Below are 12347 nucleotides of genomic sequence, written 5' to 3' on the forward strand. Positions count from 1 at the left end.
CGGAACGTTGATTTCTAGAACCATTCCATCAGCACAGCTGAGATCGCAAAAACTGGAAGAATTTGAAGCTGTGTAAGATGCAGTAAATTTTCTTCCGAAAAAGTGATTCATTTTTGAAGAAAAGTTAAAGTCGACAAAAAAATCTGCGTGGACTGTGATTGGTCTTGTGTTACGATGAGAGCTTCAATGCGTGCTTTACCGCCGGTTACTCACACTTTCTCGAGTCATCTCACCGTTTTTTGTGGTAAGTTGTTCTCTGAGGAAGGACGTTGGGCGACAGGCATTAGCGTTATTCTCGGGAGAATAGCAGGATGCAATCGCCCCGAATTTGCTCTGTCGGTTTCGCAAAGACCGTCACTTTGCGGTTCGTCCCGCATACAATTTGGCCGAAAGGTTTAACAGGGAAGTCTCGATTATCCAGAATCGAGTGAGCAGAGGAAGAAGGCGATTGCTCGGGAGCATTTCCTGAGGGTGTCGCGGCAACGGTTAGTGTTGCCAGTTTGAATTCGAGTTGGTTTTGAGTCACACAAGAAGTTGTGAAATTGAAATTAAAATAGTGATTGATTGTGTGATTTGACTAGGTGATTGCAAAACAGCTCTCGAATTCCTTCCCCATCCCGTTGAACTGTTCTTTCTTGGCCGAGTTTTTCAATGTTTGCATTTCGCGTTTCTTCGAATTCGACTCTGCGATTATGTCAAACACCGAGCAGGAATTCTCTTCTCCGAACGGATGCGCGCCTGAATCAGATTTGCTCTATTTGCCTTTTCGGAAGAAATCAAAACAATTTTACGCCAACTGGTAGCTCAAGGCTGCATAGTGGTGTGACAACGATTTTTTAGGACTCACAGCTCGTTCTTGAATCGAAAATTATCGTCGCCCCCTTTCGATTTCAGTTATGAACTTTGCTGATCGACATATTACTTGAAGATAACTTGTGTAGGAGCAGAACCAGTGCATCGACTTGACTCCGGATTAGCCGACCTGATGAAGAAGGCCTCCAAGAGAGGCTATCTGACATTTCAGATGGTTGATGAATATCTGCCGGACGAAGGGGGTGACCCGGTCATGATGGACCGGATCATTCAGGCATTGGAAGAGCTGGAACTTTCGCTGATCAACGACCCGAAGGAACCTAAGACGGTCGCTGAAAAAACACGAATGGAACAGACAACGACTGAGCGCGATGTCACCGAAATGGCCCTCGCACGTGGCCTGATCGAACCAGACGCTCCCATGTCTTCCCGCGATCCGATTCGCATGTACCTCAGCCAGATGGGCAACATCCCACTGCTGACCCGCGAAGATGAAATCTTCCTCGCCAAGCAGATCGAAATCACACGTAAGCGATACCGCCGCACTCTGATGGAATCGGATTTCTCGCTGACAACAGCAGTCGAAATCCTTGAACAGGTTCACACCAACGAACTCCCGTTCGAGCGAACTCTGCGTACATCAGATACAGAAAACACCAAGAAAGAACAGATTCTCGGACGTATGCCGGTGAATCTGCCGACAATCCGTCATTTGCTTTCCGAAAATCGGAACGACTTCGAACTCACCCGTGCAGAGAACGCGACACCAGAGGAGAAGGCCGAAGCAAAGAACCGCATGAAGGTTCGCCGTCGCAAGATGTGTTCTCTGTGTGAAGAACTCTCCTTGCGTACGCACCGCCTGCAACCTGTTTACAAACGGATGCAGCAGATCGGTGACCGCATGGCTGAGCTCGTTCGCGAAATCAACCTGATCAAGCGGAAGCCAACTGCGGTCAACGAAGTGGCCATGCTGCGACGTGAACTGCAGGAACTCGTCGACCTCACCTGTGAGACGCCGGAAGAGTTCAAGGCTCGACTCAAAACAATTCGCGAACGGTTTGATGCTTGGACACACGCCAAGCAACAGCTTTCAGGCGGTAACCTCCGTCTGGTGGTTTCGATCGCCAAGAAGTACCGAAACCGTGGATTGAGCTTCCTGGACCTGATCCAGGAAGGAAACGCGGGTTTGATGCGCGGTGTCGAGAAATACGAATACCGCCGTGGTTATAAGTTCTCAACTTACGCCACATGGTGGATTCGCCAGGCGATTACACGAGCGGTCGCAGACCACGCTCGCACAATTCGTATTCCAGTGCATATGTTCCAGAGCATCTCCACTCTCAAAGCCAAGAGTGAGCAGATTCGACAGGAAACCGGCCGAGAACCGACGACCGAAGAGTTGGCAGAAGCAGTGGGACTTTCGGTTGAAGAAACCGAACGCATCATGAAGACATGGAAGCATCCAATCAGCTTGGATACTCCAGTCGGTGAGAGCGAAGACTCCAGCTATGGTGACTTCCTCGAAGACAGCAGCGAAAGCACTCCTGCTGACTCCGCGATGCACCAGATGCTTCGTGACAAGATCACCCACGTGTTGAAGAGTCTGACCTACCGCGAACGCGAGATCATCAAGCTGCGTTACGGTCTGGGAGACGGTTACAGCTACACGCTGGAAGAAACCGGTCGCATTTTCAAAGTGACTCGCGAGCGTATTCGACAGATCGAATCCAAGGCTCTTCGCAAGCTTCAGCACCAGACTCGTGCAGAGCACCTGCGAGGCTTTGTGGAATCACTTTACAACGGTGAACCGGGCGAAATGCCGATCATCGAAGTGGAAGAAGAAGTCATGGAACCAGCAAGCCTGTAAACGGCGACCTGAAAAAACAAACAGCACGACTCGCAATCACGGGTCGTGCTGTTTTCGTTTTGAGACTCTTAATCGGACGACAACTTCAGGCGTCCGCCTCCTAGTTCTTTCGGCGGCCCTGAATCGATCACTCCGTGCTGGCAATCGTCGGACGTCAACACTCAGAGTCACGGGCATGGACATTGCCAGTCACTCATGTGGCAATAATGCTGCGATTACTGAGAGCCGATTGGGACGAGAGGCCGATTCTCTATTCCGTTGGTGGAACGGCGTCTGGTGATTTTGAGTTTGCAGACTTGGTCAACTGGGAATAAGCCGCAGCTGCCAATCCGCGACGGGATTCAGCAGCCAGAAACGCCTGCAATCGCTTGCCGGCATCCGTGGTGATGAGACTTTCCAATTGGCGGTTGATCTCCGCACGGTCGAGCCCTGATCGGTAGATCACCTTGTACGCTGCCTTGATCTCATCTCGCTCCTTAGAGGTGAACCCACCGCGAATCAGTCCAACCCGATTCACACCAACCATGGCCCCTTCGTTATCAGTCATAAAGAATGGTGGAATGTCCTGCACGATCTTGCCCAGACCGCTGATCATGCTCGCTTCGCCGATGCGAACAAACTGATGGACAGCGGCGTTTCCGGAGATCACAGCACGTCGTCCAACATGCACATATCCACCAAGAAGCGATCCACTGATCATGACCACTTCATCTTCGAGAACGCAGTTGTGGCCAACATGCGAATTGGTCATCAGCATGCATCTGTTCCCTACTCGCGTAATGGAACCAGGTGTTGACCCACGGTGAACGGTGACACCTTCGCGAATGATGCACTCTTCGCCAATTTCAACGGACGAGTCTTCACCTTTGAATGCACGATCTTGAGGAACGTCTCCCAGCACAGCATGTGCATGAATCTGTGTCCCTGCTCCGATCACGGTCGGACCGTACACCACGACTCCCGCTGCCAACCGGCAGTTTGCACTAATGGTGACACGACCTTCGATGACAACGTAAGGACCGAGTGTTGCTGTCGGGTCAATTTGAGCTAGCGGATCAACGATCGCAGTGGAATGAATTGGCATCTCTGAGTGTTCCATTAAAGAATTCGTAGATCGAAGCATTCTCGTTTCCGCAGTTTCTGTCAATTGCAGGGTCAAAAATCATGACGGCGGTCGATCGAGACTCAGCAGAAACCGGAATTCGCAGCCACGCACACCCACAATTGGAGCACAGGCGTCCGCTTTCAATGAAAAAACCGCGGATGTAACCACCCGCGGCTATTTCGATTGGCTTCAAGAACAACACATCAGCAACTATTGTTTTGGAGGATTCTCTCCGAGCGGTTCTTTTCGCTCGGTAATCACTGAGCACTGTGGAGCCATCTCGGCATTCAATGCGAGATAATCGGCCCACTGCTCTGGCAGATTGTCTTCATGGAAAATCGCAGCAACCGGACACTCAGGAACACATGCTTCGCAATCAATACATTCATCTGGATGGATGTAGAGAATTGCCTCTCCTTCGTAGAAACACTCTACGGGACAAACCACGACACAATCTGTGTATTTGCAGTTGAAACACGGTTCGGCAACAACATGAGTCATCTAAAACGTCCTTAATCAATCGTGTGTCATCCAAATCGACCACTGGAGAGAACTGCGTGCCTCTCAAGCGAATTGACGAAGCGAATTTCAGGGGAGGACGCCGTTCGCGTCACCCGAATGTTCATTCCGTCCAATTTCTGTCATTGGAAGTTGCGAGAAACGAGGAACCGCACTCGACTTTTTTCAATGATATTCTTGTCGTTTGACTGTATCGACTGTTTTTATGGCTGTATTTCGTCAGTGTCAAGATGTGGCGAGATTCTCTTTGAATTGGGGCGAAATTCTCGCTCAGGAACTTCAGGACTGAGGCTTTTCGACTGGAAATTGAGATTCAGTCCAGCCTCTCCAGCCTCCATCCATTGAAATCACGTTCTTGTACCCCATCTTCTGGAGAGCATCCGCAGCCAGTACTGATCGGTAGCCGCCACCACAATAGAGAACTATCGGAGTCTCCGGGTTCGGGATTTTTCCCTCAATATCCCGCTCGATGACCCCTTTGCCGATGTGTCTCGCCCCGGGGAGATGCCCATTTGCGAATTCGCTTTCTTCTCGGACATCGACAAGTTCGAAGGTCTCGCCTGCATCCATCCGTTTCTTCACGTCTGCAACGGTACATTCCGAAACGCGAGAGCGGGAATCGTTCACGATCTCCAAAAACCGAGGAGTATGTTGTGCTGCCATTCCTGCCCTTTCAAAACGAAATTCAGTTGGAACCACGGTTTATTCTCTGACCTCAACCGCGACAAATCTTCTAACAATCTCTCAATCGATTCAACAAACGGACCTGCAGGAACCGCTGAATTCATGATCCGAGGTGCGTTTTTCCGCGAAAACTGCAGGTAATCTCCCCAGGAAAGCGGCTGAAGATGCCGAATCCGTGTAAGAGTTGCAAAGCGCCTCGGCAGAAGGGCTCCTTCATCTTGACCCTTTTTTTTGATTCTCGTAAAAAACCGTCCCACAACGTCCCGCGACTGACTCATCTCCTCACAGACGCGACTTCACATCATTCGACTCGATTCGCCTCTTCAATCGTCCTCCCCCTCAATCAGGAATTTTCAGATGTTCGGATTTCGCACACAAGCCTGGACCGGGATCACGCTTCTGGCTGTTAGCTGCGGCCTGGCGGGAACTGCCGAGGCTCAACTCTTCCCTTGGATCAACTCTTGCGGTTGCAGCGCTCCCGTCATGCAGCCAACCTACGTGCAGGCACCTGTCATGCAGACAGTTTCAGTCGCAGAATGTGCTCCTGCGATGCGTCCAGTGACCGAGACTGTCTATCAGGACGTCGCTCGCGTCGAATACCGCCCAGAACAGCGTGTCCAGAAAGTCGCCAAGACTGTCACTGTGATGGAAGACCGACCTGTCACGACTTACCAGACCGTCAACGAAACCCGCACAGCTGAAGTCCCTCACACAGTGGCACAGCAAGTTACCGAAATGCAGTGTGTCACCAGCAACCAAAGCTACTGGCAGACACAGTGGCAGCAGGTTCCAAAGTACTCCCCATGCACCTACGACAATCGTGCAGGCTTGATTCCTGAATTGAACCGCATGGGCTACGCAATGCGTAACGCAATGACACCAAACTACACTGCCCGCCGTGAATTTGTTCCGAATGTTGTTGCTCAGCAGGTGCCAGTGACACGAACAGTTCACATTCCAACGACACGACAGGTCACTTACAACGTCGCAAAAGTTGTCCCCGTGACAACGACTCAGCAGGTCCCAGTTCAGCGCACTGTATGGGAAGATCAGACTGTCACCGTGCAAGTTCCTTTCACAACAACTCAACGAGTTGCTGTCGGGACTGTCACAAAGATGGTTTACGCTGGTGACTACACTCCACCATCTGTTTCCGCAGGTCTGGAACCACAGCCAACCGCTGCAAACCCAGCAACTCCAAGCACGACAGCAGGTGGTGAAAAAGGAACCACTCGTCTGAACTCAACCACAAAAGACGAGATGCCAATCCGCTACCCAACGCACCAGAAGAACCAGAGCGAAGAAAAGGCTCAGCCATCGACCAACGGCGGACCAATCGCAACCAGCGATTCTGCTCCAACGATTAAACTCGCTGGCTGGCGTGCAACTCGCGGAACAGACACCAACCTTCAGAACAACGCTCCTGTGCTGTCTGTCGTCAAGAAGTAGTTCCTGACAACAATAAGTCCAGTTGATTTTCAAGCGGCGTCGATTGAGTTCGATGCCGCTTTAATCATTTCTAGAGCCAGCCGAGTCGCCACACGCCCCCTGTGCGACTTAATCGTTCAGGACTTCACGAGGACGTTTCACTGCCCTCGGCAAATTGCCGAGACGTCACAGAGGGCGAGGCAACCTAGATGGTCACTGAAGTTGGTATCCTGAATCTTGTCGCGGTTGGCACCCGCTGCCGCGACAAGATTCCTGACGCTTCAAAATGAAAGTGCTTCGCAGAGTTCGCTTCACGCATCATTCACGGAGCGAATAAATCTCACCGCTAACTTTACGACAAGACCAGCAAAACCCATATTATCGCCACGACAGCTACGATCGTCAGCTAAACGCCTCACCCAGGCATCCGTTGATCTAAATTTGCATCAATCGCCACCGGAGCGGATGGATCGCACTCTTCATGACCCCCAAGCATGATCAAGAATGTGATCATTCGAACGGCCATCTTGATAAGAGGCGCTAGCGCAGAACACCATTCAAGATGCTGGCGAGGGAATTAGTTCACTCGACGACGGGATAATTTTAGGAGTCCAGGCGACGATTTCCCGGAAATCCCTCAAGCAATTCCCCAACAGATGCCGAGTCGCATCACTTCCCGCCGCGCCGTCGCTTTTTCGGCACGCCCCATGCTTTCCTCTTACATCATGACCGCTCTGAACAAGACGAGCAGTCTGACGCTAACTCGAGTGTCGCTCCTCAGGGAGACGGACTGAGTTGGTGTCAGTGAGGTCCATCTTCTGTCCCTGAAGTAAGCAGCTGATGGTCTATTCACTCGAGACGCTGCAGGCTGACCCCTACAGAGTTTCGGCGCATTCACGGGTCGGCGTGATGTCGTTTGCTTTTTCTTCGGAGGATCAGCCCGAAGTGAAGGTCATTACTTCGAAAATACCATCACATAAATTGCAAACAGGAATTCACACAATGTTGCGCCAACTCCTCAATGATGAAGCAGGTTTCATCGTTTCTGCAGAACTCGTTCTGATCGCTACAATTCTCGTCCTCGGCCTGATCGTTGGTCTGAGCCAGGTTCAGCACGCTGTTGTTGAAGAACTGAACGACGTTGCTCACGCTATCGGTTCACTCAACCAGAGCTACGTTTTCACAGGCTTCCGTGCTACCAAGGGTAACAACGCTACCAAATCCGCTACACAGGGATCTGGCTTCCACGACGGCGTTGACACATGCGACGTTGCTTGCAACGCAATCGCTTGCCACGCTCCAGTTGCTGAGTGCCAAGGCAACCCATAATCCCCACGGATTCATGAGTTAAAAAAATGAAGTCCCGCAGGGTCAGTCCTGCGGGACTTTTTCGTTTTCATCGAACACTGCGAGTCGAAGAATCAGATTTACAAGTAGAAACCGCTTTCCGAATACAACTGATCGCTGCGCCATGAAGACCGTGGCAATCCACATCCCCCAACGTCACGCTGATGACGGTGCCGGTTTCAGCAAAAATCAGAACACACTGCGATTGTCTTTGCTAGCTCACCGCGACAGTCCGGTGACACCAGACGCTAGTTCGCCTTCAACTCCGCTTCGATCACCTGGATCTGATCGCGAACTTTTGCAGCTTGTTCGTAGAGTTCTTCATCGACTGCCGATTTGAGTTCGTTTCTCAAACGAATCAATTCATGCTGCCGACGACTGTTCTCGGAAACCTCGGGAGGGAACTTCCCGACGTGCTGCGTCTCACCATGGATACTTTCCAGCAGCGGAACAATTTCGCTGTGAAATACTTCGTAATCACGTGGGCAACCGAGTCGCCCCTGGCTACGAAACTGCTTGAAAGTAATCCCACAAGAGGGGCAAGTCTTGGCTCCAACCTCGGGCTGATCATCTTCGAGCACTGGATCTTTCGATGGAGCTGGAGAATACGTGGCTGAATATTCTTCAGGAATCCCGCCAACTTCAACAGTACTCAAGTATTCCTGAGCGCAAGTCTCGCACAGATGCAACGAAATCGACTTCCCCGACTTGATCTCGGTGATGTGAAGTGTGGCCTGTTTAGTACAACGCAAACATTTTTTCACAGCAGACCACCTCAAACGCACATCAAATCATGTCTTGAATTGAATTCAACTGACTCAAGTGCTCCAGACTTCGACAAGTAAACCCTACATCCATTTTAAGATGGGCGCATTATGTGTCAATTGCGGGCATCTTCCGCCAAGAAGAGAAGATAAAGCGATTTGACAAACCGGACCGTGCTGACGACAAAGTAGAAGATGTTGTTACGCTGGCAGTTCCGGCGAAATTCCTTCTTTTTCGTACTCAGAGATCCAATCGGCTCGTGGCTCAACAAACATCTTTCGACGAAAGTTCTCGAGTTGTTGTCGTGGGAGGCGGACTCGCAGGAATTGCTGCTGCTGTCCGACTCGCCCAGAACCATCTCCCAGTGACGCTTCTGGAATCGCGACAGTTTCTCGGCGGGAGAGCCACTTCCTACACCGACGTAGAATCTGGGACAACCATCGACAATTGCCAACATGTCAGCATGGGCTGTTGTACGAATTTGCGTCATCTCTGCAAAACGCTCGGTTTGGCAGATATTCTGCAGACCGAGCAGACCCTGTATTTCATTTGCCCTCACGGGAACTGCACCCCGTTTTCAGCAGATCCGCTCCCTGCCCCGCTGCACTTAACCCGGGGTTTCTGGAACCTTCCCTACCTGTCATTTCGCGACAAACTTTCGTTTGCCACATGTGTTCGTAAGCTGGCAACGAGTCGAAGGGACGATCTACGTGGACAGAATTTTGAGCAATGGCTGCGAGATCAACGCCAAAGCGATCACCTGATCCGAAACGTGTGGGAAGTGGTTCTCGTCAGTGCACTCAGTGAATCGCTGGACCGCATCGACGCAGCCTACGCTCATAAAGTTTTTGTTGATGGGTTTCTTCTCAATACAGAAGGATGGAAGGTTGAAGTTCCTCAAATCAAACTGGATGAATTGTACTCCGATCGAACTGCCAACTGGCTTCAACAGGCAGGCGTAACGATTCACAGGCAGGCAAGAGTTACTTCAATCGACATTCGGAATGACTTCGTTCATTCAGTTCAATTGCCATCCGGGGAGCAGTTCGGCGGCAGCGACTTCATTATCGCAGTCCCCCATCACCAGTTAACGGGCATTCTACCGGAGATCCCAGCCCTCACACCGCTGATTGATCAGGCATCGCGGATTGAAACTGCACCGATTACGAGTGTTCACCTTTGGTTTGACCGCGCGATCACATCCTTACCACATGCTGTTCTTCTCGAACGCATGGGACAATGGATGTTCAATCGCGGACCTGCCACGACCCCCGCTGGTCCGGGATTCCTATATCAGGTCGTCATCAGCGCGAGCCGAAACCTCGCAACCCTTCGTCAAACTGATGTGACAGACGCTGTCACGCAGGAATTGAAAGCAATCTGGCCAGAGTCTCGCGAAGCTCGGCTGATTCACAGTCGCATGATCACAGAACGCAGAGCCGTTTTCTCTGCTGTTCCGGGAATTGATCAATTCCGCCCTGCACAGCAATCAGCAATCTCGAATCTGCAGGTCGCTGGAGACTGGACGCAGACGGGATGGCCTTCGACCATGGAAGGTGCTGTTCGAAGTGGTTATCTGGCTGCTGCGAACGTGCTGGAGAAACGGGGAATTCAGGTGAATCGAGTCGAACCCGACCTACCTAATGATTGGCTCGCAAGACTTCTGTGGAGAATTCGGTAACCTCTTACAATCCGAATTCCTCCGGTCCAATTTCGCTGCTCATTGACAGCGTCCATTTCGAACGCATTGAACACGACTCAGGATTGCGGTCGTTTCCAGCTGAAAGCCTCAAATGTCACATCAGGATGCAAATCGTCAGGCGTGGGACGACCTTGCCAAAGCCAACAGCAACTTCGCTAATGTGGCAACCGACGCTGAATGTGCCCAACCATTGTTGACGCTCGACCGTCGTGGCTGGCTTCCAGGATCTGTCGAAGGTCTCGACGTTTTGTGCTTGGCATCTGGCGGTGGATGGCAATCGATTTTGTACGCTTCCGCAGGAGCACGGGTCACTGTTCTCGATATCAGCCCGGAAATGCTTAAACGGGATGAAGTGGAAGCCAAACGTCGGAACCTGAAGGTCAACGTCGTCCGTGGTGTCATGGAAGACCTCTCACAATTCGGGGAGGCCTCCTTCGATATCGTCCATCACCCGGTCAGCACCTGTTACATCCCACGTATTCGGGATGTCTACCAGCAAATTGGCTACGTGCTACGCGACAACGGACTCTATATCAGCCAACATAAACAGCCCGGAAGCTTGCAGGTTGTCGAACGAGATTCACAAAATCGCTACATCATTGGCATCCCCTATTACCACACAGACCCACTTCCGCTTGTCCCCGACAGGGCCTACCGTGAGCCCGGGGCGGAGGAGTATCTCCATCGATGGGAGCAGCTGATTGGGGACCTGTGCCGATCCGGATTTGTGATTGAAGATGTCGTCGAGCCGAAGCGCGGCGATCCGGCAGCCCGTCCCGGTCACTTTCGCCATCGCGGTATGTTTGTCGCCCCCTACGTACGCATCAAGGCACGTCGAATTCGCACAAAGCCCCCCGAACCACGCTCTGCGATCTGGGTTCCTGAAAACGCAGAATAGAGAAGATAGAGCATTTTCCCACAGCGAAGATCAGGGAAGAAAAAGCAAAATCGGCCTATTCCGAATTGTTCCCCTCCCCTCGCTGAATGCCCATCCCAGCAATACCGAAATTGCGGTAGTTTGAATCCGGTCTTCAGCAAAAACGGCTCGCGGATGCCACAACATTCGGTTTCATCAGCAGTTAAGAAATCAAAAGGGGGATCACCCTCGCCAAACACTGACTATTTCGAGCGATTTGTGACTGGAGATGCGGGAGACTCTCCTCGTATACTTCCAGCACAGCTTGTGTGACGGTGTCCAATCACTGCCGCGCAAGCCGAAACTGTCTACCGGGACCTCAATGGAATTGAGTGCCGTCCCGGTGACTGGACCTGAAAGCCAACGGCTTTCAAACAAAATCGACGCTGCCTGATTCTTTTGTCGTCCTCACGGAACTGATGAAAGGAAATGGCAATCGAGAAGGGAAGCTCAGATGAGTCGAACGATTGCGCCCGAAGTCCCCGCGTCTGCACCTGACTTGTGCCCGCTGGATTTCACTCAATCAATGGCTAGGCTCTGCCACGATATCACCGAACGCCATGAAGCGTTTGCGCACATCGATATCTCACGCGTCGCGATCTGCTTTACGCAAACCCGATCCCGCACGCTCCACGGGCTACAGGCGAAGCTCACTCCAATGCGTTTTGAAGATGGTTCACTCACCACTACGCGCCGTGGAAAACAATACACCATTCAGCGACTGATGCTCGGCAAGCGTGAGATGTCCTACATTCTGACATTCTATCTGCCACGATTTTTCGATCAGTCGTTCTCGGAAAAGTTCATCACCATTCTCCACGAGCTGTATCACATCAGTCCGCTGTTCAATGGTGACATCCGACGATTCAGTGGTCGTTGCCACGTCCACACCGAAAGCCAGCACGAATACGATGAGAAGATGGCAGAGTTTGCTCGCGAATACCTCAAGATGAATCCGCCAGCACATCTCTACGATTTCCTGAAAATGGACTACGACGAAATCGTCGAGCAATATGGCGGGGTGATGGGGCTTCAGGTTCCAATTCCCAAGCTGATCCCGCTCGAAGTCCGCCCAGCGATGCCAGCCAAAGTTGCGTAGATCCTGGCCAGACGCTTTCATCCGCAGCGACAAAGGCGGACTGAGTCGTTGACCAGTCCACGCTGCGGAACTGGTCGTACGGATGACCCCGAAGTGACGCAG

The 12347-nt window shown here is 51.6% G+C and carries 10 protein-coding genes; 6 read left to right on the plus strand and 4 right to left on the minus strand.

The window, feature by feature from the left end:
• Positions 1 to 952 precede the first annotated feature (952 nt).
• Positions 953 to 2680 (plus strand): sigma-70 family RNA polymerase sigma factor, encoded by a 1728-nt coding sequence (locus SH668x_RS15490; protein ID WP_437185971.1) that lies wholly within the window; start codon positions 953 to 955, stop codon positions 2678 to 2680.
• A 250-nt stretch (positions 2681 to 2930) separates the two neighbouring features.
• Here the strand turns inward: SH668x_RS15490 and lpxA are convergent, their stop codons facing one another.
• The 3 genes from lpxA to SH668x_RS15505 form a co-directional block, all read right to left on the minus strand.
• On the minus strand, positions 2931 to 3764 hold the full coding sequence (lpxA, locus tag SH668x_RS15495) for an acyl-ACP--UDP-N-acetylglucosamine O-acyltransferase (protein ID WP_437185972.1): 834 nt from the start codon (positions 3762 to 3764) through the stop codon (positions 2931 to 2933).
• 231 nt (positions 3765 to 3995) lie between these two features.
• On the minus strand, positions 3996 to 4286 hold the full coding sequence (locus SH668x_RS15500) for a 4Fe-4S binding protein (RefSeq protein ID WP_437185973.1): 291 nt from the start codon (positions 4284 to 4286) through the stop codon (positions 3996 to 3998).
• Between the two features lie 297 nt (positions 4287 to 4583).
• The gene (locus SH668x_RS15505) at positions 4584 to 4967 is read right to left on the minus strand and encodes a rhodanese-like domain-containing protein (RefSeq protein WP_437185974.1); all 384 of its coding nucleotides are present in this window, start codon (positions 4965 to 4967) and stop codon (positions 4584 to 4586) included.
• Positions 4968 to 5345: 378 nt separating this feature from the next.
• Here SH668x_RS15505 and SH668x_RS15510 point away from each other — a divergent pair, with 378 nt between their 5' ends.
• The gene (locus tag SH668x_RS15510; RefSeq protein WP_437185975.1) at positions 5346 to 6437 is read left to right on the plus strand and encodes a hypothetical protein; all 1092 of its coding nucleotides are present in this window, start codon (positions 5346 to 5348) and stop codon (positions 6435 to 6437) included.
• Between the two features lie 981 nt (positions 6438 to 7418).
• Complete coding sequence (locus SH668x_RS15515) at positions 7419 to 7745, plus strand: hypothetical protein (protein ID WP_437185976.1); 327 nt, start codon at positions 7419 to 7421, stop codon at positions 7743 to 7745.
• A 266-nt stretch (positions 7746 to 8011) separates the two neighbouring features.
• Here the strand turns inward: SH668x_RS15515 and SH668x_RS15520 are convergent, their stop codons facing one another.
• Positions 8012 to 8515: a UvrB/UvrC motif-containing protein gene (locus tag SH668x_RS15520; RefSeq protein WP_437185977.1), complete on the minus strand. Its 504-nt coding sequence runs from the start codon at positions 8513 to 8515 to the stop codon at positions 8012 to 8014.
• 272 nt (positions 8516 to 8787) lie between these two features.
• Here SH668x_RS15520 and hpnE point away from each other — a divergent pair, with 272 nt between their 5' ends.
• The 3 genes from hpnE (at position 8788) to SH668x_RS15535 (ending at position 12245) form a co-directional block, all read left to right on the plus strand.
• Complete coding sequence (gene hpnE / locus SH668x_RS15525) at positions 8788 to 10209, plus strand: hydroxysqualene dehydroxylase HpnE (RefSeq protein WP_437185978.1); 1422 nt, start codon at positions 8788 to 8790, stop codon at positions 10207 to 10209.
• Between the two features lie 112 nt (positions 10210 to 10321).
• On the plus strand, positions 10322 to 11128 hold the full coding sequence (locus SH668x_RS15530; protein WP_437185979.1) for a class I SAM-dependent methyltransferase: 807 nt from the start codon (positions 10322 to 10324) through the stop codon (positions 11126 to 11128).
• Positions 11129 to 11600: 472 nt separating this feature from the next.
• On the plus strand, positions 11601 to 12245 hold the full coding sequence (locus SH668x_RS15535; RefSeq protein ID WP_437185980.1) for a hypothetical protein: 645 nt from the start codon (positions 11601 to 11603) through the stop codon (positions 12243 to 12245).
• Positions 12246 to 12347: the final 102 nt, after the last annotated feature.

This window comes from Planctomicrobium mucosum, assembly GCF_051466335.1.
GTDB lineage: Bacteria > Planctomycetota > Planctomycetia > Planctomycetales > Planctomycetaceae > Planctomicrobium.